General features: G+C 49.9%; 12 protein-coding genes. 8 read left to right on the top strand and 4 right to left on the bottom strand.

Going from position 1 to position 24,479, the window contains the following annotated elements:
- Positions 1 to 100 precede the first annotated feature (100 nt).
- From mazG to cysM, 4 genes are all read right to left on the bottom strand, one after another.
- Complete coding sequence (mazG, locus tag ACOMHB_RS12405) at positions 101 to 922, bottom strand: nucleoside triphosphate pyrophosphohydrolase (protein WP_448216847.1); 822 nt, start codon at positions 920 to 922, stop codon at positions 101 to 103.
- Complete coding sequence (relA, locus tag ACOMHB_RS12400) at positions 919 to 3,165, bottom strand: GTP diphosphokinase (protein WP_422133567.1); 2,247 nt, start codon at positions 3,163 to 3,165, stop codon at positions 919 to 921. The genes mazG and relA overlap by 4 nt, the downstream gene beginning before the upstream one ends.
- Before the next feature lie 56 nt (positions 3,166 to 3,221).
- Positions 3,222 to 4,562 carry a 23S rRNA (uracil(1939)-C(5))-methyltransferase RlmD gene (rlmD, locus tag ACOMHB_RS12395; RefSeq protein WP_448216846.1) on the bottom strand — a complete coding sequence of 447 codons (1,341 nt, stop codon included), beginning with the start codon at positions 4,560 to 4,562 and terminating at the stop codon, positions 3,222 to 3,224.
- Between the two features lie 243 nt (positions 4,563 to 4,805).
- Positions 4,806 to 5,696 carry a cysteine synthase CysM gene (gene cysM, locus ACOMHB_RS12390; protein ID WP_448216845.1) on the bottom strand — a complete coding sequence of 297 codons (891 nt, stop codon included), beginning with the start codon at positions 5,694 to 5,696 and terminating at the stop codon, positions 4,806 to 4,808.
- Positions 5,697 to 5,845: 149 nt separating this feature from the next.
- Between cysM and ACOMHB_RS12385 the strand changes: the two genes are divergently transcribed.
- The 8 genes from ACOMHB_RS12385 (at position 5,846) to ACOMHB_RS12350 (ending at position 24,419) form a co-directional block, all read left to right on the top strand.
- On the top strand, positions 5,846 to 8,548 hold the full coding sequence (locus ACOMHB_RS12385; RefSeq protein ID WP_448216844.1) for a response regulator: 2,703 nt from the start codon (positions 5,846 to 5,848) through the stop codon (positions 8,546 to 8,548).
- A gap of 268 nt (positions 8,549 to 8,816) precedes the next feature.
- A complete protein-coding gene (locus ACOMHB_RS12380; RefSeq protein ID WP_448216843.1) occupies positions 8,817 to 9,215 on the top strand; it encodes a hypothetical protein in 399 nt (132 codons plus the stop codon).
- A 77-nt stretch (positions 9,216 to 9,292) separates the two neighbouring features.
- Positions 9,293 to 12,547, top strand: a complete 3,255-nt coding sequence (locus tag ACOMHB_RS12375; protein ID WP_448216842.1) for a PEP/pyruvate-binding domain-containing protein — start codon at positions 9,293 to 9,295, stop codon at positions 12,545 to 12,547.
- Positions 12,535 to 12,912, top strand: a complete 378-nt coding sequence (locus tag ACOMHB_RS12370) for a hypothetical protein (protein ID WP_448216841.1) — start codon at positions 12,535 to 12,537, stop codon at positions 12,910 to 12,912. The genes ACOMHB_RS12375 and ACOMHB_RS12370 overlap by 13 nt, the downstream gene beginning before the upstream one ends.
- A gap of 156 nt (positions 12,913 to 13,068) precedes the next feature.
- Positions 13,069 to 16,461, top strand: a complete 3,393-nt coding sequence (locus tag ACOMHB_RS12365) for a PEP/pyruvate-binding domain-containing protein (protein WP_448216840.1) — start codon at positions 13,069 to 13,071, stop codon at positions 16,459 to 16,461.
- On the top strand, positions 16,400 to 16,612 hold the full coding sequence (locus tag ACOMHB_RS12360; protein ID WP_448216839.1) for a DUF4116 domain-containing protein: 213 nt from the start codon (positions 16,400 to 16,402) through the stop codon (positions 16,610 to 16,612). Before ACOMHB_RS12365 ends, ACOMHB_RS12360 begins: the two co-directional genes overlap by 62 nt.
- Before the next feature lie 186 nt (positions 16,613 to 16,798).
- Entirely contained in the window at positions 16,799 to 20,458 is a 3,660-nt protein-coding gene (locus ACOMHB_RS12355; protein WP_448216838.1) for a DUF4116 domain-containing protein, read from the top strand.
- Positions 20,459 to 20,705: 247 nt separating this feature from the next.
- On the top strand, positions 20,706 to 24,419 hold the full coding sequence (locus ACOMHB_RS12350) for a DUF4116 domain-containing protein (protein ID WP_448216837.1): 3,714 nt from the start codon (positions 20,706 to 20,708) through the stop codon (positions 24,417 to 24,419).
- Positions 24,420 to 24,479 lie beyond the last annotated feature (60 nt).

Raw genomic sequence — 24,479 nt, 5'->3', positions numbered from 1 at the left:
GTCAAGCATCTTGCTCTGCTATTTTTTCAATGTCGTGCCTTTCGTAGGGCCAGGGTGGAAAAATGTCAATGTTATTTCTGCAAAGGGTCAAAAAAGCCCACTAACGAACTTTTCCCAGCTGCCAGTACGCTTCCATTTCTTCCAGTGTTAACTGTTGAAACTCATGGCCTTCTTCAGCAGCCCTTAATTCCATGGTTCGAAAACGCTTCTCAAACTTGTCACTGGCTTTGCGCAATGACAAGTCCGCATCCACTGAAAGATGACGCGCAAGATTGACACAGGCAAACATCAGATCACCTATTTCTTCTGCAATCCGATCATTGCCCTGCTGTTCTCGCACAGCTTCACGAATTTCTTCCATTTCTTCCTGAATCTTGTCAAACACGGGTTCGACTTCTGGCCAGTCAAAACCGACCTTTGCAGCCGCTTTTTGCAGCTTGAACGCTCTTGTTAACGAGGGTAGAGCAGCCGGTAATTTTGACGGCATGACAGACTCTGAAGTCTTCTCCCCCCTTGCCAGTTTCTCTTTCTGCTTGATCGCCTGCCAACTTTCAACGACTTGATCGGAAGTGGTGTCATCATTCGGCGACATTCTGGATTCCAGGGTTCCGTCAGGGAAAACATGGGGATGACGACGCACCATTTTCTCCACCAGACCAGCAGCGACCTGATGAAAATCAAAGAGCCCGGCCTCTTCTGCCATTCTTGAATGAAACACTACCTGAAACAGCAAATCACCGAGTTCTTCACGAAGGTTTTCAAAATCCTCGCTGGCAATGGCCTCCAGAACTTCACAGGTCTCTTCCAGTGTATAGGGGGCTATAGTCGTAAAGTTCTGCTCCAGATCCCAGGGGCAACCAGCTTCGGGGTCCCGAAGCCTGCTCATAAGATACAGCATATCCTCCAGGCTACTCTGACTCATCTGCCTTCCTTGCGATAACGCGCAACTTCGACCACGTTGGGCAGCTGATTGACTTTAGCCAGGACTTTACTCAGTTGCTGCAGACTCTGAACTTCAACCGTCAACAACATATTGGCAATGTTGTCTTCCTTGCTGGTTCGCGTCTGTACTGAGAGAACATTGACACGCTCATTAGCCAGAACAATGGTAATATCGCGCAGCAGCCCTGAGCGGTCATAGGCGGTGATGATAATTTCCACCGGGTACATGTATTCCGGAGAATAGCCCCAGTTCACCTCTATCAGTCTTTCCGGTTCCAGCTCCTGAAGATTCAGGGCGTTATTGCAGTCCTGTCGGTGAATGGTGACACCACGGCCGATCGTGATATAGCCTATGATGGGATCACCGGGCACCGGTTGACAGCAGCCGGCCATCTGGGTCATCAGATTACCCACCCCGTCAATGGTGATAGTACTGTCTGACACTTTTTCCTGAGGTGCCCGGGTACGTATCTCAAACTCTTTTTCTGCTTCCGGCTCCAGCTCTCTTTGAGCCAGGGCTACGGCCTGGGTGACACGATAATCGCCAGCTCCGATGGCTGCGTACATATCATCCATTTCCTTAAAGGGCGTCTGAGGCAGGAGATCGTTGAAATCAACACCCGTCAGAGCCAGACGTTTAAGCTCAGCGTTGAGCTGACTACTGCCATCAACAATATTGGAGTCGCGATCCTGCTTTTTCAGCCAGTTGGTAATTTTGGCTCTTGCCCGATTGGTATTGACATAACCGAGATCCGGGTTGAGCCAGTCACGACTGGGTTGAACATTGGGTCCGGTCAGAATTTCTACCTGATCTCCGGTTTTAAGATTGTGATTCAGAGGCACAATGCGGCCTCCCACCTTAGCGCCGCGACACTTCAAACCCACTTCTGAATGAATTCTGAAAGCAAAATCAATGGGCGTAGCACCCAGAGACAGATCCACTACATGACCTGCTTTTGTGAACACATAAATACGATCCGGCTCGACATCAGAACGCCACTCTTCAGCGATGCCTCCCAGATCACCCAGCTCTTCATGCCACTCCATAACATTACGCAGCCAGTTGAGCTTTTCTTCATAACTGTCACTTTTGGTATTAACGTCGGTGCCCTTGTACTTCCAGTGGGCACAAACACCCAGCTCAGCTTCTTCATGCATCGCTTCGGTTCGAATCTGTACCTCAAGCGTTTTGCCTTCCGGTCCAAAGACCGCTGTGTGCAGGGAGCGATAACCATTTTCCTTGGGCGTTGCGATGTAATCATCGAATTCCTGAGGGATATGATTAAACAGAGAGTGCACAACACCCAGAGCCGCGTAGCAATCCCTGACTTCTCTGGTAATCACCCGAAAAGCACGAATGTCATAAAGGTCCCTGAAGTCCAGCCCCTTGCGTTTCATTTTTCGCCAGATGCTGTAGATGTGTTTCGCGCGACCATAAACATTGGCTTCTATCTGAGCTTCACCCAGCGCTTGCCTGAGTTGATCGACAACATGGTCAATATATTGCTGGCGATCGGTTCTTTTCTCATCCAGCAGGCGGGCAATACGTTTGTAATCCTGAGGATTCAGATAGCGGAAGGAAAGATCTTCCAGCTCCCACTTGATATAACCGATACCCAGGCGGTGAGCCAGGGGGGCATAGATTTCAAAAACCTCACGGGCCACCCGGCGGCGCTTGTCTTTATCAGCATCTCTCAAAGCTCTGATGGCACAGGTACGCTCTGCCAGCTTGAGCAGTGCTACCCGAACATCGTCAATAATAGAAACCAGCATCTTGCGGACTTTTTCCAGCTGGTCCTGACTCTGATCCAGCACCTGGGTTCTGGCCGGGTTCAGGAGTTCACTGATGGCGGCCATACCCTGAACATCTTTAATCAGACGAACGACGGTCTTGCCGAAGTCTTCTTCCACCTGTTTCATGGACAGTCTGTGTTCACGAACAGCCCGATAGAGAGCAGCAGCCACCAGCGTTTCAGTATCCAGCCTCAGCTCTGCAAGGATTTCAACCATCTCAAGGCCGGTACGAAAACAACCCAGACCTGTAGGCCAGACAGTATCTGCCTGCTGACGAGCCTCAAGCTCGGCCCAACGACTGAGTTCACAGGCAGCCCTGAGGCGATCCGTTCCGGTCACACCAAAGCTTTCCTGCATACGCACCAGCCAGGCATCCAAATCGATGGAGCCATCAAAGCGAACGGGATGATCTTCTCTTACCTTTACCATGCAAGTTTTCCACTTATTTCTTCGGAGGCACTGCCTGAATGAAGGGATCTCCTGAATCAGGACTGTTTAAAAAGTGCCATGGATTCGACATGCCCGGTTTGCGGGAACATGTCCATCACGCCTAATCTGACCAGCTTGAACCCCTGTTGGGCGAGGGCTCCGGCATCTCTGGCCAGGGTTGCAGGGTTGCACGAGATATAAAGCAACCGATCGGGTATATGACCTTTCATGTGTTCAATAATTTCAATAGCACCGGTTCTGGGAGGGTCCAGCAACATGGCGTCGTAATGTTGATGCAACCAGCCCTCCCCTGACTTGTTCCCCTCAACCAGCGCAGCAAGGTTGGCCTGATAAAAGTGAGTGTTTTTCAGACCATTCAGACCGGCATTGAATACAGCTCTCTCAACAGCCCCCGCACTGCCCTCGACACCAACGACAGAAGTTGTCTTTCTGGCCATTGCCAGAGAAAAATTGCCAAGACCACAAAAAAGATCCAGCACCCGGTCTTGCGGTGTCAATTCCAGCCAATCCAGAGCCTGTGCCACCATTTGACGATTAACAGGCCAGTTGACCTGGGTAAAGTCTGTTGGCCTGAACTGAAACCTAAGGTCCATCTCCGGTATCCGGTAGTACAGCCAGGGATCAGCCACCGGAGAGGAGAGGCAACGGGTAAGCTTCTCATCCCCCATCAGGTACAGGTGCAATTGCTGCTCCCGGGCCATTGCTTCCAGCCTGTTCAAATCCTCGGGCGGCAACCCTCTGGTGTGTCTGAGCAGAATGGCGCGGCCGGAATCAGCCAGCAACAGTTCAGCATGACTGATCGCTTCTCGCTGATTCAGTTCTGGTAAACATTCTCGCAGCAACGCCGGTAGTGACTGCAAGGGTTCTGCCAGGACCGGACACTCACGAACATCGACAATCTGTTTACTGCTTTTCTCCCTGAACCCGAGTGATAAGTGGCCCTTCTTCCAGAGGATCGACAAACGGGCACGATAACGATAACCATAGGGTTGAGAAGCCAGAGGTTCAGCTATTGCCATGGGCGTCAGCGACGAAAACCGCTGCAACTGATCCAGTACAATACTTTGTTTGCCCTGAAGCTGACCCTCATGGGACCAGTATTGCAGGCTGCAGCCACCACAGACTTTAAAATGTCGGCAGGGAGGAGAGACGCGCTCATCTGAAGCAGACTCTATATCAGTGGCCCGACCACTGCTGAAACGACGTCGATCTTCTGTCAGCAGGACCGAAACCTGCTCCCCGGGAAGCGCCCCTTCGACAAAAAGGGTTTTGCCTTTTAATCGGGCAAGACCCCGACCATCATGGGAAAGACCCTGTACAAGAACTTCTCCAACGACCCGACGTCTGGCGCCCGGAGAAGCCTTCTGAGATCGCATGAAACTGTATCCTTCAGATTCAGAAATACACACGCAGCCTGTCAACGAAACAACACACCCCCTCACAACAAGAAGCAGTGCCGGAGTGAATAACGCTGTATTTTCACGGGAGTAGCTGCGTAAAAATTAATACCGTTGAGAATTGTACCTACAGCTGTATAAAATTTCAGTACTGGAGAGCAATGACTGTGTAAATGTTTTTTGAACCCGCTTTTAGACGACACAGTCAATGCGTTGATTCCCCTATCGGTTAAAGACGTTGGTAGAAAGATAACGATCACCCCGGTCACAGATAATGCAGACGATGGTGGCATTTTCCACTTCTTCAGCCAGTCTTAATGCTCCCGCAACAGAGCCACCGGAAGATACACCGCAGAATATACCTTCTTTTTTGGCCAGGGTTTTCATGGTTTCTTCGGCTTCGGACTGATGGATATCCATCACTCTGTCTACACGACTGTCATCGAATATTTCCGGCAGGTATTCCGGTCGCCAGCGCCGAATACCGGGAATGCTGGCTCCATCAGCAGGTTGCAGACCTACAATCTGGATATCCGGGTTCTGTTCTTTCAGGAACCTTGAGGTACCCATGATGGTGCCGGTAGTACCCATGGAGCTGACAAAGTGGGTGATCTCACCACCAGTCTGCTGCCAGATTTCAGGGCCGGTGCCTTTGTAATGCGCCAGAGGATTATCCTGATTCGCGAACTGGTTGAGCACTTTGCCCAGACCTTGCTTTTCCAATTCCAGCGCCAGATCCCGGGCCCCTTCCATACCCTCTTCCCTGCTCACCATTTTAAGCTCTGCACCATAAGCAGTCATGGCACCCTTGCGTTCTTCGCTCATGTTATCGGGCATGATCAGAATCATTCGATAACCCTTGATAGCAGCAGCCATGGCCAGTGCTATACCGGTGTTGCCACTGGTCGCTTCGATCAGATTATCACCGGGCTTGATGACGCCCCTGGCTTGCGCCTCAGATATCATGGAGAGCGCAGGACGATCCTTGACCGATCCCGCAGGGTTATTCCCTTCCATCTTCAACAGAATAGTGTTCCCCCGCCCGGCAGAAAGTCTCTGCAGCCGAATAAGAGGAGTGTTGCCTACCAGCGACTCGATTGTGGGGTAATCCATACTCTCTAAACCAAAACTTCCTAAACCAAAACTTCCAAAACTGACACATAACTCTTATGATGCCCCCAGCATAAATGATAATAATCCAGTCTGTACAATTATTACTTATGAAAACATCTTTCCAGACTGTCCAGCGCAGGATTCTGGTTTTGGCACTGCTGCCAGGCACCCTCATCTCTGCCCTTATGTGCAGCCTTTACCTCTGGGCACATTTATCCGGACTTGACCAGCAGCTGATCACGAAAGCCACAGATATGACTCGCAAGCTGGCGACGCTTGTAGTTTATTCAATAGAAAGCGGTGGGATGCAGAACACCCGTGATCTGGCGGTCCGGATTCTGGATGATACTGATATCAGGGCAGTCAGCCTGCTCGATCGAAATGGCAGGGAATTACTCCATACCGGCCCCAACCTGCTCCCTATAGGCATGGATCAACCACTTCCCGACACTCTGACTCTTTTCACCACCCGGGATACTTTAAGAGCTATTACCCCTGTGGTTCGACTCGGTGGTGATTCGACTGAAACCCTTGGCTGGCTGCAGATTGAATACGCTTATTCGGAAACACGTATACAGAAACACAGAGCCACGCTTGTGGCCGTTATTCTGCTGGCTCTGGCTATTGGCACTGTCCTGTCTCTCTACATGAAGCTGTCCCGCTCCCTGATCAACCCCATGCGATCCATCGCCGATGCCATGGATAAAATCGATGCAGATGATCAGGGTAGCCGACTGGAAGCCTCTCCCGGGAGTCTCTATTTTACTCTGGAGCTGGCAATCAACAGACTGCTGGAGCGGCTCACTCACTCCCGGGAGGTATTGCAAAGAAGCGCTGACTTATCCACCAATGAATTACACGAAACCCTGGAAACCATAGAAATCCAGAATGTTGAGTTGGACCTGGCCCGAAAAGAAGCCCTTGAAGCCTATAAGAGTAAAAGTGAATTTCTGGCCAATATGAGCCATGAAATTCGGACACCTCTAAACGGTATTTCCGGCTACACTGCCCTGCTGCTTGAAACGGAACTTAAATCACAGCAAAGGGAGTATCTGTGCACTATTGAGAAATCTGCCCAGGGTCTGATGACCATGCTGAATGACATTCTCGATTTCTCCAGAATCGAGGCAGGCAAGCTCGAACTGGACAATCAGCAACTCAGTATCCGGGAAGTGATCGACGATGTCCTGGCTATTATGGCCCCTGCGGCACACCATAAATCGCTGGAACTGGTCAGTTTCATTTATGAAGATACTCCTGAAGATATCATTGGCGACAAGCTGCGGCTCTCCCAGATTCTGACCAACCTGGTAAGCAACGCCATCAAGTTCACCAATTACGGCAGTGTCGCCATTCGAGTCATGCTGGAGCAAGTGGATGACGCTGACATCCATACACTTAAGTTTACCGTCACAGATACTGGTTCAGGGCTGACGTCTGAACAGCACTCCCGCATTTTCAAATCTTTCTCTCAGGCTGACTCCAGCAGAACACGACAAGCCGGTGGTACTGGTTTGGGACTCGCCATCAGCAAAAGTCTTGTAGAACAGATGCAGGGGGAAATCGGACTCGATTCTGATCTGGGCAGAGGCTCTACTTTCTGGTTTACCATTCGAGTCCGCTCGATAAAAGATGAGAGCGTTCAGTTTAAGCCGGAGCCCTTACCCGGCTGTCGTCATTTATTATTATACGAGCCTCAGGAACTCTCCAGACTTTCCATTGGGCATCAGGCACAGAGCCTGGGATTAAAAGTCACTTCTTTTCAGTCTTTGTCAGAACTGCAGACTTACGTTGAAACTCATAACAACCATGACCTGCTTCTGCTGAGCCAGGGTGACGATCATCTGCAGCGCACCCTAAAAATCGCCGTAAACTATCTCCAGCAAAGCCCGGTTCTGATTCTTGCCGTGGCCGGTAGCAGCAACCTGCTGGATACGCTGCCCTCAGGGATTCACTGCCTCCTTAAACCCGTAGCCAGAAACAAGCTCTTGCGGGCGATTAAAGGGATGACTTCGAACCCCGCCCCCGGAGCCGATGTCATGCAGCCTGCCAAAGCAGTGTTTGAAAAAAAACTGGATATCCTGATCGTGGATGATAATGAGGTCAACCTTAAGCTATTGGAAACCATTCTGTTAAAAATGGATCAGTCTGTAGTCACTGCCAAAAATGGTTTTGAAGCCATTGAATGTTGCCATCAGAAAATCTTCGACCTGATACTGATGGATGTTCAGATGCCTGAGATTGATGGCTTGGAAACGACTCGTCGAATCAGAAATATCAACACTATTTACAACCGTATTCCTATTATTGCTGTGACTGCCCACGCACTGCCTGAAGAACGCAAGCAGATCCTGCAAAGCGGGATGGACGACTATATGACCAAGCCCGTCAACACCCGTCAGCTGGTCTCTACCATCAGTCACTGGACAGGCAATTCAGTGCAGGCACCGGATGACCCGACTGAAGAGAGCCTATCCGTTCAGCTAGAGCCTGACTCCTCACCAATAGACGTGGAGAAGAGCATACAACTGGCAGCCGGCAACCGGGAACTGGCCAGAGAAATGCTGGACATGCTGCTTGATGGTTTGCCAGAGGATTTGCAGACCATCGAAGAGAGCTTCCGAAACCATCTCCATGAGCCGTTACTGGATCGGGTTCACAGACTTCACGGAGCTTGCCGATATTGCGCGGCACCAAAACTTCTGAAAGCCTGTCTGGAGCTTGAAACCAGCCTCAAACAGAGTACCCACCTCAATTCAAGCCCTATTATTCATGGTGTTGAAGAAGTGATTAAAGCCATTAAAGAGCTTCTGGACTGGCAGCGGTCGAAGGAAGCAGTAGCTATTGCATGAGGGCTACCTGCTTCTGTTCCAGCCAGCCTTGTTGCGTCTTCGCTTAATTACGATCAGGCGGAACCTTCACGGGCACCAGCATTTTCTGCAGGTTTACCTTACCTTTCTCGTCATATCCCCTGAAGCGCTTCTCCTTAACCACCGGACCCGCAATACATGACTGCAGTTGTGATCAGGCTTCCATACCCCGGGAAATGTGTCACTGCCAAGGCATTGGATAACTCGCTCTGGCCCGGGGCGACGGTAGTAATGCTGTAGTATTCTAAGAATGGTCTCTTCGTTATCCATGGCATTAGGCAAAACCGGTGGTACTCTGAATGCGTCGACGAGAAATTGCAACGCTTCTGGTTGTGCCAGAGAGGCAGGTTGCACAGATCGACAGTGGCTGACCAGGGGACCTTTGCAGTTCAACTATTTGTTGCTGCCCTACTTTGACTTTTTTTGGCCATCGCCGGTAAAAGGGCTTTTGACCACGCCGTTTCCAAAGTGCTTTAACCCAGTGGATATAATCATCTGCACTCAGCGTTCCCAGGGATTTCTCAATGTATTCAGGGTGGATGTCTGCTATTTTGTGCTATTTTTGTACTCCAAAGGTCGCCCGGAAATTTCGCTACAACCTTCAAGAAACACCTCTCATTCTGGTCTCTCTGTGCAAGAGGAGGCCTGATGTTGATTTATTGAAACTTTTTTCAAAAATACAGGTCTTAATTAAAGGTAATCAACGAAATCAAGGAAATTAAGGCTATGGATAGCATTCAACCAACAAGATCGGGCCAGATTGAGGACAAATCTGCCCGGTTGTCGGGTGGTCAGGCAGCGTACGTACTCACCCGAACTGTCACTCTTTACGATCATGAGAGAACTTCTCGCAATCAGATGCGGTTAATGAAAGTTGATCCTGGTGAAGCTTTCCCGTCTTTTACTCCGCTATCCGCTCGTGGTGTCGAACGTCCGAATACGAAAAATAGCAAGCCTGCCAGCCATGACTTGCCAGCTGACTTTTCAACTCTCATCAAAGACGAGCAAATCCGATCCTCAATAGGCGGCAAGGGATTGTTTCTGCACCGTATGCAACAGGCCGGAATCCCGGTTCCACCCTTCACGGTGGTTGACACAACCCTGATCGCCAGGCTCGAGCAACAGCCTTTCCCAGCAAAATGCCTGTTGCCCTTTTTGCCAGATATAGACACGCAGAGTCAGGAATCATTCAGCCTGGAACAATTGCGCAAGATCGTTACCGAACTCCCCCACCCGCAACAATCAGAATGGCTCAAGGGGTTATCCGGGTTTATTGCCAGTGAGGATTTCTATCAACAAGTAGAAAATATCAGTGCTGCCCGGGATATTCGCCATTGCTTCTTCAGGCTTCGGCAACAAGCCGGGGAAGCCTGCATCGTCCGCAGTTCCGGCGTCGATGAAGACCGCTTCGGCAACGCCCAGGCCGGTCGCTATGATTCCCGGGTTCATGGTGGCGGCGATATCCTGCAAACCTGCCTGCAAGTCTTGTCGTCCGCCTACCGGCCTGAAGTCTGCCCGAACGGGCAGGTAAAACCCATGGCGCTGATCCTGCAACAGTGCATTCATTGTCAGCTGGGGGGGGTAGTGATCAGCCACTCAACCTTACAGGACGATACCATTCAGGTGGAATTTGCTCCGGGTCAACCCCGGGGGGTGGTCTCCGGGAATACAGGCATCCGCCCTCATCGCTACAGGATCAGGCGCAGTGATGACGAAAACAGTCAACCAGATCGGCAATTTACCGCTGGAGAAGTTACCACACAGTTTGTACTGGAAAAAATCCCCGGTGAAGCGGGTTATATCGAGCAGAGCACCTCGGCAACCTCGGATGCAAAAGACATGATGCTTTCTGACGAGATATTGCAACAGCTGCAGAAATACATAAAAAAGCTGGAAAATATGTTCTGTTGCCCGGTCGATATTGAGTTCGGCGTGGATGGCGATCAACAACTCCACGTGTTCCAGTGCCGACCAGTGACCCAGCTGCCGGGCAGTACCCGTTTCTCTGCACCAGCACCGGCCCTGCCAATGGCTGAAGGAATCATGGTGAGTGAAGGTTGCTGTAGTAGTGTGGCCATGGAAGTCACCGAACCGCTCAGCGCGGAACAGATTCCACCCGGAACCCTTCTGTTTGCCAATCACGCCAGTGACTGGATGCTGGCACCCGATATTTTAAAACGTCTGGGCGGCTGCGTGTTCAGACAAGGGGGGACCAACGATCATGTTGCCATCACCCTGCGCCAGGCGGGTATACCCTGTCTGTTGGCTGGTTCTCAGTATTCTGAGGCGTTAAGACAAAGCAGCGGACAACGGGTAACACTGGTGGCAGGCAGTTTTGCCGGCAGCCCAGGAGCCTTTTTGCTGAACGGCGACCAGTCTGCCTTCTGGCAGACCCATAGCACCAGTTCCAGACAGGATATCATCAGCTCACCCGCAACCGGTGCTGCTGAGCCACCGAACTTCAACCGAGTCGACGAAGGTTTTGACTGGCTGAATCGCCAAAATACCCGGTTGCTGGACTATTTTCACTCTGACCGGTTAGCAAGCTTCTGCCTTGGCCCAGGGCGAAGTAAGGCAGTCAGCATGTCAGCAAACCGATCGAAGCTATTAAAACAGCTTGGCATCGAGATTCAGCAGCTACAGGAGGATTTACAACGGTTTGTATCCGGTTATCAGAACTTTTTAACGCTGGCCACAGCGTCTGAATCGAATGCAATAGCAGCCGAAGTCCAACCCTTTATCGAGGAACTCCCATCCCTTGAAAAACAGAGCAATTGCCTGAAAGATGCCATTGCTAACCTGCGCTCAAAAGTGGTCATACCGCTGACCACCGACCAGGAAGTACCGGACCAGTCTGCGAATTTCAGACAGTGGCTGAGAGATTGCCAGGCCTTGCTGGATAAATTGCAAAAACTGACTCAGCCCAAAGAAGTGTCCGATATCCAATCTGCCCACGACCTGATTTACTGGCTTCATCAACGATTTGTTAGTGCTCTCGCCCCGGTAGCAGCAGCATCAGGGCAGGGAAACATTAGCGAAATGACAGAAGACAGAACGCTGATTAATATACTCCCCGGAGGAGTTTCCGGACTATTAAACGACAATTGCATCTCAGTACTGGACAAACTTATGGCAGCGAGTCTACGCGTGCTTAATATGGAAGGTGCCGCTTTTATTAATGCAACCCTCGGAGCACACGTCTGCACCATAACCATGCTGGAGCAGGCTGAGGGAGGCAAGGACCGCACACTCCGCCTCGACATCTCTGATGATTTTTCCCAAGACGAGGAAAACACACACTTACAGGGTAAATTGAAGCGTTTCTGGTTTTTGGTCCAGATACTCCGTTGCGCATCAATTGATAAAAGCTCTCGGCCAATGGCAATCAGCTTCAATCAAGGCGTGGGAAAAATGACTGTAGAGTATACCAAGGTTAATTCAACATCAGCGTTACAAGCGGGCTTTGTAGAATTGGTGACCATTCTGTCAGGGCTGAGCTCTATGGATGTATCAATCAACCAATTTAATCGCGGTAAAAATACTAACAAATGGTATTTTGAAACGCTGGTTAAAAGATGTCAAAACGGGCTTGACGACCCAGTAAATAACTGGACGTTCAAACATTGTCTGGTATTGGATGCAATCAACAATGAGAAAGCCGGGAATCATGAATATACGTTCCTCAGTTATCTGGATAGCGAATGCAGACTACTTTTTGAAATGGCCAATAAAGCTTATCACTGTATTGAGACAACGGAAGAACCGAACACAAATTCAGAACTTCGCCAAATGTTTACCGCTGCTACTAAACACCTTGAGCCGAATGATGCCGCAAGAGCAATAAAAGAACTATTATTACGCATGGCCATTGTAAGCGACTCGCCATTGCAGGACGCTTGCATTGAACTCCTGCGTGAGGACTTTGATTTAGATCATAACAGGGACCTGCTGCTTTCGCTGGTTCAGCAATGCCAGATATAGACACGCGGAGTCAGGAATCATTCAGCCTGGAACAATTGCGCAGGATCGTTACCGAACTCCCCCGCCCGCGACAATCAGAATGGCTCAAGGGGTTATCCGGGTTTATTGCCAGTGAGGATTTCTATCAACAGGTAGAAAATATCAGTGCTGCCCGGGATATTCGTCATCGCTACTTCAGGCTTCGGCAACAAGCCAGCGAAGCTTGCATCGTCCGCAGTTCCGGCGTCGATGAAGACCGCTTTGGCAACGCCCAGGCCGGTCGCTATGATTCCCGGGTTCATGGCGGCGGCGATATCCTGAAAACCTGCCTGAAATCTGATCCGGACATTCAGGCTGCAGCGCAAAGGATGGAAGTCTCATACTGATCCAAATCTCTGCATCCCATGCACTACAAAGGCTGCCTGCTTCATAGCCAGCTCAGTGGATGCGAGTCGCACACCTCAATTAAGCCCGGACTGACTAGTTGAAACTTTTTTCAAAAGCACTGGTCGAAATTAGCCAGGATCATAGAGATCACAGTCATGGAAAACACTCAGCTAACAACATCGGGCTTTACATCACTCAAACCTGCCCGAAAGCCAAACTGCGACAGAGCATCTGCATTCGCTCGTTCTGTTATTTCTGCCAGACAAGACTCCTCTCCTTGCATGAAGGATAATTCAGACAAAACTCATCTCTCTTGTCCTGAACTAACTGCCCGTGATATCAAACTTCCGAATACGGATAACCGCAGGCCCGTCAGCTATGACTTGCAGCCTGCCACCTTGCCTGTCACCTTGCCTGCCAGCAATGACAGGCAAACCCGGGCCTTTATGGGCGGCAAGGGGCTGTTTCTGCAGCGTATGCAGCAGGCCAGAATCCCGGTTCCACCCTTTACTGTGGTTGACACAACCCTGATCGCCAGGCTGGAGCAACAGACTTTCCCCGCAAAATGCCTGTTGCCCTTTTTGCCAGATATTGACACCCGGAGCCAGGAATCATTCAGCCTGGAACAACTGCGCACGATCGTTACCGAACTCCCCCATCAGCAACAATCAGAATGGCTCAAGGGGTTATCCGAATTTATTGCCAGTGAGGATTTCTATCGACAGATCAAAAATATCAGTGTTGCCCAGGACATTCGCCATTGCTTCTTTATGCTCCGGCAACAAGCCAGCGAAGCCTGCATCGTTCGCAGTTCCGGCGTCGATGAAGACCGCTTCGGCAATGCCCAGGCCGGTCGCTATGATTCCCGGGTTCATGGCGGCGGCGATATCCTGCAAACCTGCCTGCAAGTCTTGTCGTCCGCCTACCGGCCTGAAGTCTGCCCGAACGGGCAGGTAAAACCCATGGCGCTGATCCTGCAACAGTGCATTCATTGTCAGCTGGGGGGGGTAGTGATCAGCCACTCAACCTTACAGGACGATACCATTCAGGTGGAATTTGCTCCGGGTCAACCCCGGGGGGTGGTCTCCGGGAATACAGGCATCCGCCCTCATCGCTACAGGATCAGGCGCAGTGATAACGAAAACAGTCAACCAGATCGGCAATTTACCGCTGGAGAAGTTACCACACAGTTTGTACTGGAAAAAATCCCCGGTGAAGCGGGTTATATCGAGCAGAGCACCTCGGCAACCTCGGATGCAAAAGACATGATGCTTTCTGACGAGATATTGCAACAGCTGCAGAAATACATAAAAAAGCTGGAAAATATGTTCTGTTGCCCGGTCGATATTGAGTTCGGCGTGGATGGCGATCAACAACTCCACGTGTTCCAGTGCCGACCAGTGACCCAGCTGCCGGGCAGTACCCGTTTCTCTGCACCAGCACCGGCCCTGCCAATGGCTGAAGGAATCATGGTGAGTGAAGGTTGCTGTAGTAGTGTGGCCATGGAAGTCACCGAACCGCTCAGCGCGGAACAGATTCCACCCGGAACCCTTCTGTTTGCCAATCACGCCAGTGACTGGATGCTGGCACCCGATATTTTAAAACGTCTGGGCGGCTGCGTGTTCAAACAGGGGGGAACCAACGATCATGTTGCCATCACCCTGCGTCAGGCGGGTGTACCCTGTCTGTTGGCTGGTTGTCAGTATTCTGAGGCATTAAGACAGAGCAGCGGACAACAGGTAACACTGGTGGCAGGCAGTTTTGCCGGCAGCCCCGGAGCCTTTTTGCTGTCCGGCGACCAGTCTGCCTTCTGGCAGGCCAACAGCATCACTTCCGGCCAGGATATCATAGGCTTACCCGCAACCACTCCTGTAGAACCGCCCGACTTCACCAGAGTCGACGAAGGTTTTGCCTGGCTGAATCGCCAGAATAACCGGTTGCTGGACTACTTTCGCACTGATCGGTTACTAAGCCATTGCCTTGGACCAGGGCGAAGCAAGGCGATCAGTATGTCAGCAAACCGATCGGACCTGTTACTACAACTTGGCATGGAGATTCATTTTCTGCAGGACGATTTGCAACGATTTATAACCGGTTATAAGCGTTTTTTAGATCTGGCCATTGGGTCTACAGCGGGCTCGATAGTCAGTTACTTTATCGATGAACTCCCGTTCCTTAAAAAACAATGGCGCTACCTGAAGGATGCTATTGGTGACCTGTACACAGAAGTGGTCACGCCGCTGGCCAGCAGAGGAGAATTACCCACACGACGGACGAATTTCAGACAATGGCTGAGAGATTGCCAGACCTTGCTGGATAAATTGCAAAAACTGAACCAGCCCGGAAGATCGTGCGATATCCATTCTGCCCACGACCTGATCTATTGGCTTCATCGGCGATTTGTCAGTGCTCTTGCCCCGGTGGCTAAAGCATCCGGTCAGGGACAAATTACCGATATTACATTATATGGAACGCTGATTGATATACTCCCCCAGGGAGTTCCCGGACTATTAAACGACGATTGCATCTCAGTACTGAGCAAACTTTTTGTAGTAGAGCTAGACATGCTAAATATGGTGGATGCCGCTTTTGTTAATGCAACCCTCGGAGTGCACGTCTGCACCATAACCATGCTGGAAGAGGCTGAGGGAGGCAAGGGCCGAACACTCCGCCTTGACATCTCGGACAAATTTTCCCAAGACGAGAAAAACAAGCACTTACAAGGTAAATTGAAGCGTTTCTGGTTTTTGGTCCAGACGCTCCGTTGCGCATCGATTGATAGCAGTTCACGGCCAATGGCGATCAGTTTCAATCAAAGCGCGGGGAAAATGATCATAGAGTATACCCAGGTTAATTCCACACAAGCATTACAGAAAGCCTTTGTGAAATTGGTGAACATTCTGTCCGGGCTCACCTCCATGGATATATCAATCAACCAATCTAATTTCAGTAAAAATACTGACAAATGGTATTTTGAAACGCTGATTAAAAGGTGTCAAAACGGGCTGGACGAACCAGTAAATAACCGGACGTTCAAACATTGCCTGGTATTGGATGCAATTAATGACAGAGATGCTGCTTATTGGCATCATGAATATACTTTCCTCGATTATCTGGATAGCGAATACAAGCTGTTTTTTGATATGGCCAATAAAGCTTGTCATTGTATTGAGGCAACTGAAGATCCGAACACAAATTCAGAACTTCGCCAAATATTTAATGCTGATACCAAAGACCTTGAGCCGAATGATGCCGCAAGAATAATAAAAGAACTGTTACTTTCCATGGCTATTGCAAGCGGCTCGCCATTGCAGGACGCTTGCATTGAACTCCTGCGTGAGGACTTTGATTTAGATCATGACAAGGATCTGGTGCTTTTGCTGGTTCGGCAAAACCCTTGGATATTTAAAAATGTCGCCGACCTATTCAAGGATGATATTGACATAGCTAAAACGGCCATAGAACAGGAAACTGATTTATTAGCCTTTGCCAGCGAACGTCTCAGAAACAATACATCGCTGGTATCGCTTGCCGTCAATAATCATTGATTGTGCTCTCCACTCTGCCAGTAAAGATCTCAAAAATGACAATGATGTGATTCTGTCAGCTACCAGAAGAAATATTTATTCCTTTGACTATGCCAGGTCGTTAGCAAAAAACATTGAAGCCCTGTTGAGGATAAGACTGACGGATAGTTGAAACTTTTTTCAAAAACACCAGTCAAATATAGAAAGGATTATGGAGATCACAGTCATGGAAAACACTCAGCTAACAACATCGGGCTTAGCATTACCCACATCTGCCTGTTCGCCAAAATGCGAAAAAGCATCTGCATCTGCATTCGCTCGTTCTGTTATTTCTGCCAAGCAAGATTTCCCACCCTGCATGAAGGATAATTCAGACAAAACTGTCCTCTCTTGTCCTCAACTACCTGCTCGTGATATCAAACTTCCGAATACGGATAACCACAGGCCTGCCAGCCATGACTTGTCCAGCTTGCAACCCAACAATGACCGGGCCTTTGTGGGCGGCAAGGGTCTGTTTCTGAACCATATGCAGCAGGCCGGTATCCCGGTTCCACCCTTCACTGTGGTTGACACTGCTCTGGTCGCCAGGCTGGAACAACAACCTTTCCCCAGAGAATGCCTGTTGCCCTTTTTGCCAGATATAGACACGCAGAGCCAGGAATCATTCAGCCTGGAACAATTGCGCACGATCATTACCGAACTCCCTCATCAGCAACAATCAGAATGGCTCAAGGGTTTATCCGGATTTATTGCCAGTGAGGACTTCTATCAACAGGTCGAAAAAACCACTGCTGCCAGGGAGATTCACCATCGCTACACCCTACTCCGGCAACAAGCCAGCGAAGCCTGCATCGTCCGAAGTTCCGGCGTCGATGAAGACCGCTTCGGCAATGCCCAAGCCGGTCGCTATGATTCCCGGGTTCATGGTGGCGGCGATATCCTGAAAACCTGCTTGCAAGTCCTGTCATCCGCCTACCGGCCTGAGGTCTGCCCGAACGGGCAGGTAAAACCCATGGCGCTGGTCCTGCAGCAGTGCATCCATTGTCGGCTGGGGGGTGTAGTGATCAGCCACTCAACGTTGGAAGACGATGCCATGGAGCTGGAATTTGCACAGGGGCAACCACGGGGGGCCGTCTCCGGAAATGCAGGCATCCGCCCTCATCGCTATACGATCAGGCGCAGTGATGACGAAAACAGCCAACCGGATCGGCAATTTACCCCGGGAGACGTTAGCAGCCAGTTTGTTCTGAAAAAAATCACCGGTGGAGAGGGTTATGTTGAAGAGTGCATTGCGACAACCAGCGATGCAAAAGACATCAGGCTTACTGACAAGATATTGCAACAAGTCCAGAAACATATAGAACAGCTGGAAAATATGTTCTATTGCCCGGTGGATGTGGAGTTCGGTGTCGATCACCAGGGGAATGTCTTCGTCTTCCAGTGCCGACCAGTGACCCAGCTGCCGGGCAGTACCCGTTTCCGTGCAGCCGCTCCCTCCCTGCCCCTGGCTGAAGGAACCCTGGTCAGTGAAGGTTACTGCAGTGGCCTGGCCCTGGTGGTCAACGAGCCGGTCAGCGCGGAACAGATTCCGCCCGGTAGCATTCTGCTTGCCAATCACGGCTGTGACTGGATGCTGGCACCGGATATTTTAAAACGTCTGGGCGGCTGCGTGTTCAAACAGGGAGGAACCAACGATCATATTGCCATCACCCTGCGTCAGGCGGGTATACCCTGTCTGGTGGCTGGTTCTCAATATTCTGAGGCAGCCAGCGGGCAACAGGTCACACTGGTGGCAGGCAGTTTTTCCGGCAGCCCCGGAGCCTGTTTGCTGACAGGCGACCAGTCTGCCTTCTGGGAGGCCAATAGTACCCATTCCGGACAGGAGACCGTCAGCTCACCTGCAACAGGTGCTGCAGAACCCCCGGACTTCACCCGGGTCGACGAAGGTTTTGGCTGGCTGAATCGCCAAAATAACCGCTTGCTGGATTATTTTCTCCCTGACCGAATACTCAGTCACTGCCTTGGTCCGAGGCGGAGCAAGGCCGTGAGCATGTCAGCAAACCGATCGGATCTGTTGCAACAGCTTGGCATGGAGATTCAGCTGTTGCAGGATGATTTGCAACTGTTTGTATCCGGTTATACGCACTTTTTAGATCTGGCCAAAGTGTCTCAATCCGATAAAGCACACATTAAAGTGCGAACCTTTTGCAATGAAATCCAGCTCCTTGAAAAACAATGCAAGAGCCTGAAAGATGCCATTGATAACCTGTGTTCAAAAGTAGTCATACCGCTGACCACTGGCCTGAAAGTATCCAGCCAGCCTGCGAATTTCAGACAATGGCTGAAGGATTGCGAGACCTTGCGGGATAAATTGCAAACACTGACCCAGCCCAGGGAAGTGACAGCTATCCATTCTGCCCATGACCTTATTTACTGGCTTCATAAGCGATTTGTTAAAGCTCTTGCCCCGGTGGCTAAAGCATCAGGACAGGGAGAAATTACCAAATTTGCTAAAAAGAGATCGCTGATTGATATGCGCCCCCCAGGCGCTTACGGACTATTAAACCACCATTGCATCTCGTTACTGGAGGATATTCCCGGATTGAAGCTAAGTGTGCTTAACATGGCGGGTGCTGCTTTTGCCACTATATCCTTGGGAGTACACGTCTGCACCATAACCATGCTGGAACAGGCCGAGGGAGGCAAGGGCCGTACACTCCGCCTCGACATCTCGGACGATTTTTCCCAAGACCAGAGAAACATGCACCTACAGGGTAAATTGAAGCGTTTCTGGTTTTTGGTCCAGACACTCCGTTGTGCATCGATTGATGAAAGTTCACGGCCAATGGCGATCCGCTTCAATCAAAGCACGGGTAAAATAACCATAGAGTGCAATCAGGTTGATTCCACATCAGCATTACAGGAGGCCTCTGTGAAATTGTTGGTTATTCTGTCAGCACTGCGCGACATGGATATGTCACTCAGCAATTCTTATCAGGGTGCTACTGATCAGTGGGATTTTGAAACACTGGTTAAAAGGTGCCAAAACGGACTGGACGACCCCTTAAATAAGTCAACATACAAACAATGCCTGGTATTGGATGCAATCATAAGAAATAAGACGGATTTCAAAGAATACGTGCTATTGGATTCAATCTCAGGGGGCAGGGATGATGACTTCGAAGATCGTCTAGACCACTACGGACCTCGTGTTTCGCTCCTTGATTATCTGGAAAGTGAATACAGGCTCTTTTATGAAATGGCCAAAGAAGTCCAAGACTGGCTTCAGACAACTGAGGACTCGAATAACCATACGGAACTTCGCCAAATCATGACCACTGCTACCAGCCACCTTGAGCCGAAGGCTGCACCAGGAATTATAAAAGAACTGTTATTTTGTATGGCTAGTCTGGATGATTGGCGGCGCATAGATGATGTTGCTATTAAACTCTTGCGTGAGGACTTTGATTTGGATAAGGATAGAGGTCTGGTGCTTCTGCTGGTTAAGCAAAATCCAAAGATATTTGCATCTCTCGATGACAAATTGAAGGATGATGTTGACATCGCTAAAACTGCAATAGAACAAAATCCAGATTTTTTAAAATATGCCAGTGACCGTCTCAGAAATGATAGAATGCTGGTAAAGATTGCCGTCAATAAAGATGGTCATGCAATCAAGTATGCCAGCAGCGAGCTCAGGAATGACCACGAGGTGATTCTGTTGGCCGTGAAAAAGATTGCGTCTCCCCTTCTTGATGCCGGGGAGAAAGCAAGAAACGATAAAGCCTTGTTGAGAATTATCATTAAGGAGCAACCCTTAGCCTTCGCATGCATTGATGATTCCCTTAAAAATGACAAGGAATTTATTCTTCCACTGCTCTCACAACAGCCTTGCATCTATAAATATTTCAGCAAGAGTCTGAAATCTGATCCGGATATTCTGGCCGCAGCCAGTCAAAGGAATATAGTTGAACCTGAAACCACGAGCTCAGATCAGCCTGAAAAGCCGACAGACTAGGGCTCTTCGTGTGTAATCCTCTGACTCTGACTTTCACCTTCTGAGTGCGCTTTTGTGAACGGATGGGGTGCAGAAAAAGATGCCCGGTACCCGATGTTGTCCCGAAGATTTCGCTACACCCCTCAAGAAACACCTCTCATTCTGTTAGCTCTGTGCAAGAAGAGGTCTGGTGTTCATTTATTGAAACTTTTTTCAAAAGTAAGGGTCTTATTTCAAAGAAATCAAGGAAATCCAGGAAATCAAGGCTATGGAGAGTATTCAACCCACAAAATCAGGTCCGGCTGAGGACAAATCGGCCCGGTTATCGGGTGATCAGGCAGCGTACGCACTCAACCGTTCTGTCACTCCTTACGATCAAGAGAGCCGTTCTCGCAAGCAGCTGCAGTTAATGAAGGTTTATCCAGGTAAAGCTTTCCCGTCTTTTACTCCGCTACCCGCTCGTGGTGTCGAACATCCGGTTACGAAAAATAGCAAGCCTGCCAGCCATGACTTGCCACCTGACATTTCTACTCTCATCACAGACGAGCAAATCCGATCCTCTTTAGGCGGCAAAGGATTGTTTCTGCAGCGTATGCAGCAGGCCAGGATCCCGGTTCCACCCTTCACTGTGGTTGAAACAACCCTGATCACCAGGCTCGAGCAACAGTCTTTCCCCGCAAAATGCCTGTTGCCCTTTTTGCCAGATATTGACTCGCGGGGCCAGGAATCATTCAGTCTGGAACAATTGCGCACGATCGTTACCGAACTCCCCCATCCGCAACAATCAGAATGGCTCAAGGGGTTATCCGAATTTATTGCCAGTGAGGGTTTCTATCAACAGGTCGAAAATATAAGTGCTGCCCAGGATATTCGCCATTGCTTCTTCAGGCTCCGGCAACAAGCCGGGGAAGCCTGTATCGTCCGTAGTTCCGGCGTCGATGAAGACCGCTTCGGCAACGCCCAGGCCGGTCGCTATGATTCCCGGGTTCATGGTGGCGGCGATATCCTGAAAACCTGCCTGCAAGTCCTGTCCTCCGCCTACCGACCTGAAGTCTGTCCAAACGGACAGGTAAAACCCATGGCGCTGGTCATGCAGGAGTGCATTCATTGCCAGCTGGGGGGCGTAGTGATAAGCCACTCAACGTTGCAGGACGATACCATTCAGGTGGAATTTGCACCGGGTCAACCCCGGGGGGCGGTCTCCGGAAATACAGGTATCCACCCTCATCGCTATACGATCAGGCGCAGTCATGACGAAAACAGTCAACCGGATCGGCAATTTACCGCTGGAGACGTTACCACACAGTTCGTTCTGGAAAAAATCACCAGTGAAGAGACCGGCGAAGCAGGTTATATCGAACAAAGCACGACGGCATCCCCGGATGCAAAAGACATCATGCTCTCTGACGAGATATTGCAAAAACTGCAGCAATACACAGAACAGCTGGAAGATATGTTCTGTTGCCCGGTCGATATTGAGTTCGGCGTGGATGGCGATCAGCAACTCTATGTGTTCCAGTGCCGACCAGTGACCCAGCTGCCAGGCAGTACCCGTTTCTCTGCACCTGTGCCAACCCTGCCACTGGCTGAAGGAATCATGGTCAGCGAAGGTTGCTGCAGTGGTGTAGCCATGGCGGTCACCGAACCGGTCAAGGCAGAACAGATTCCGCCCGGAACCCTTCTGTTTGCCAATCACGCCAGTGACTGGATGCTGGCACCCGATATTTTAAAACGTCTGGGCGGCTGCGTCTTCAAACAGGGGGGAACCAACGATCATGTTGCGATCACCCTGCGCCAGGCGGGTATACCCTGTCTGTTGGCTGGTTCTCAGTATTCTGAGGCGTTAAGACAGAGCAGCGGACAACAGGTAACACTGGTGGCAGGGAGTTTTGCCGGCAGCCCCGGAGCCTGTTTGCTAAACGGCGACCAGTCTGCCTTCTGGCAGGCCCATAGCACCAGTTCCAGACAGGATATCATCAGCTCACCCGCAACTGGTGCTGCTGAGCCACCGAACTTCAACCGAGTCGACGAAGGTTTTGACTGGCTGAATCGCCAAAATACCCGGTTACTGGACTATTTTCACCCTGACCGGTTAGCAGGCTTCTGCCTTGGCCCGGGGCGAAGTAAGGCCGTCAGCATGTCAGCAAACCGATCGAAACTATTAAAACAGCTTGGCATCGAGATTCAGCAGCTACAAGAGGATTTACAACGGTTTGTATCCGGTTATCAAAACTTTTTAACGCTGGCCACAGCGTCTGAATCGAATGCAATAGCAGCCGAAGTCCAACCCTTTACCGAGGAACTCCCATCCCTTGAAACACAAAGCAATTGTCTGAAAGATGCCATTGCTAACCTGCGCTCAAAAGTGGTCATACCGCTGACCACCGACCAGGAAGTACCGGACCAGTCTGCGAATTTCAGACAGTGGCTGAGAGATTGCCAGGCCTTGCTGGATAAATTGCAAAAACTGAACCAGCCCAAAGAAGTGACCGATATCCAATCTGCCCACGACCTGATTTACTGGCTTCATCAGCGATTTGTTAGCGCTCTCGCCCCGGTGGCAGCAGCATCAGGGCAGGGACAAATCACCAAAATCACAGAAAATAGAACACTGATTGACGTACTCCCCCAAGGAGTTCCCGGACTATTAAACGACAATTGCCTTTTTGTACTGAGAAAACTTGGCGTAGTAAAGCTACGCATGCTTAATATGGTAGATGCCGCTTTTATTAATGCAACCCTCGGAGTGCACATCTGCACCATAGCAATGCTGGAACAGGCTGAGGGAGGTAAGGGCCGTACACTTCGGCTCGACATCTCTGATCGTTTTTCCCAAGACGAGGAAAAAAAACACCTACAGGGCAAATTGAAACGTTTCTGGCTTTTGGTCCAGACACTACGTTGTGCATCAATTGATAAAAGTTCACGACCAATGGCGATCAGTTTCAATCAAAACGCGGGGAAAATGATCATAGAATACACCCAGGTTGATACCACCTTAGCGTTACAGAATGGCTTTGTGAAATTGATCACTGTCCTGAGAGGACTGCCCTCAATGGATATATCAATCAACAATTTTAATCGCGGAGATAATACTGATAAGTGGTGTTTTGAAACACTGGTTAAAAAGTGCCAAAACGGGTTGAACGACGACCTGAATAGCTGGATATTCAAACATTGCCTGGTATTGGATGTCATCAAAAGCCGGAATATACCCTCATATTACTATGACTTTGCGTTCCTTGATTTTCTAGACGGCGAATACAGGTTCTTCCATGAAATGGTCCAACAAGTTGATGATTTTCTCAACACAACTCAAGGCCCGGATAGAAGTTCAGATCTTCGTCAAATCCTGACCGCTGCTACCGAACACCTTCAGCCGAATTACGCTGCAAGAATAACAAAAGAACTGCTAGCTCACATGGCCATTGAAACCCACTTTCCAAAGATTTTTATTTTACTCTTGCGTGAGAACTTTGATATAGATCACGACAGGAATCTGGTGCTTTTCCTGGTGCAACAAAACCCGGATATATTCAGATATATCTCCGACAAATTCAAGGATGATATTGAAATAGCCAAATCTGCAATAGGACAGCAAGGGCTGTCATTAAAATATGCCAGCGCTCGTTTCAAAAAGGATAGAGCGCTGGTAATGCTTGCCATTAAAAGTGATGGCTGTGCACTAAAGTATGCCGGTAAGGATCTCAAAAATGACCCTGATGTGGTTATGGCGGCTACCAGAAGGCATTTTGATGCCTTTCACTATGCCGGGCAGACAGTAAAAAACAATAAAACCCTCTTGAGAATACTCATTGAAGAAAACCCCAAGGTCATGGACTTTGCTCCTGAGTCCCTTAAAAACGACAAGGACTTTGTTCTGCCACTGCTCTCAAGGGATGTCCGCATTTACGAATACCTTGGCGAGAGACTGAAATCTGATCCGGATATTCAGGCTGCAGCCCGGAACCAGGACGCTTGATTCAGGCAATAGAGCAATAGGCACAACTTATGAGGCTGGCTGTGCCTATTCCAGCCAGCC

The sequence above is a fragment of the Endozoicomonas sp. 2B-B genome (assembly GCF_053470045.1).
This window is presented reverse-complemented; position numbering and strand designations above follow the sequence as displayed.